General features: G+C 36.9%; 1 protein-coding gene. It reads right to left on the reverse strand.

The window, feature by feature from the left end; translation table 11 throughout:
• Positions 1–72: 72 nt before the first annotated feature.
• Positions 73–1,220 (reverse strand): IS3-like element IS1500A family transposase gene (locus LEP1GSC202_RS15705; RefSeq protein ID WP_100207446.1). Its coding sequence is split into 2 segments (ribosomal slippage): positions 73–968 and positions 968–1,220, totalling 1,149 coding nucleotides; the frame shifts between segments, so codons are not numbered across the junction.
• Positions 1,221–1,305 lie beyond the last annotated feature (85 nt).

Below are 1,305 nucleotides of genomic sequence, written 5' to 3' on the forward strand. Positions count from 1 at the left end.
GACAAACTCAAAATAAAGTGAGTAAGAAAAATCTAGGCGAACTAACCTAGTGACGAATTATTGGACACATTTTTACGCAGCATTTACTTCAAATTGCACAGGACTCACAAAGTCTAATGACGAATGAGATCTGTGTCTATTATAATAAACCTCTATATGATCAAAAAGTAATTCTTCGGCTTCTTGAATTTTATAAAAGTAATTATATTCCATTTCTCTTTTCAGAGAACCAAAGAAGGACTCAGCAACTGCGTTGTCCCAACAATTTCCCTTTCTACTATTACTCCTTCTGAGTTTATTATTTAACAGATACCTTCGAGTTTCGTACGAACAATAATTGGATCCTCGATCCGAATGAAAAACTAAACCCTTAGGAGGATTTCTACATTCGATTGCTTTGGAAAGAGCGGTGCACACTAACTTAGAATCATTAGAATTTGAAATCGACCAACCCACTACTTTTCGAGAATAAAGATCCAGTATTACACAAAGATAAATCCACCCGAAAGAGGATCTTAAAAAAGTAATATCTGAAACCCAGATCCGATTCTTCTGATTCGGTTTGAAATTCCGTTGAACTAAGTCCGGAGCAACCCGATTCCCATGATTAGAATCTGTTGTGGCAATCCGAAAACGTTTCTCCTGTTTTCCTTGAATTTCACAAAGTTTCATCACTTTTCGAACCGTTCTTGCTCCGTAAATTGAATACACTTTCTTCACTTCCCGAAGCAACCGAACTAAGCCGTAATTCTTACGACTTGTTAGCCACGTTTCCCGAATGAACTCGACAAGTTCGGGATTATATTTTTCTAATTCGTTTTTACTCCGTTTTAGAAATTGATAGAATCCTGAACGAGACACTCCTAAAACGTTAGCCATGCTTTGAATCGAATACTCAAATCGATGAGTTTCCATGAACATCAATCGGGATTTTGTTCGCGGGAAAGCATGGCGGCAAACTTTTTTAGGATATTAACTTCCTCTTTCAGTTTCAGATTTTCCTTCCGAAGCTTTTTCAGTTCTTCACTTTCTTTTAACTGTTTATCCGTAAGTGGAAGCTGATCTTCTGATTTTTTCAAGTATTCTCCCCTCCATTGTCGTAACACAAAATAGCTGATTCCAAGTGACCCTGCTACTTCTTTTATCGTAAACGAACCAGAAAGTGTTCGCTTGACTGCTTGTTCTTTAAACTCCGGAGAGTATTTTCCTTTCTTATTCATATTCACCTTTACCTCATTCGCTGAGTAAAAGGTGTCCGTTTTTACGTAACTAGGTTAGTATTCAATTAAGTTCAATTTTGATTCT

The organism is Leptospira yanagawae serovar Saopaulo str. Sao Paulo = ATCC 700523 (genome assembly GCF_000332475.2).
In the GTDB taxonomy this organism is placed as follows: Bacteria; Spirochaetota; Leptospiria; order Leptospirales; family Leptospiraceae; genus Leptospira_A; species Leptospira_A yanagawae.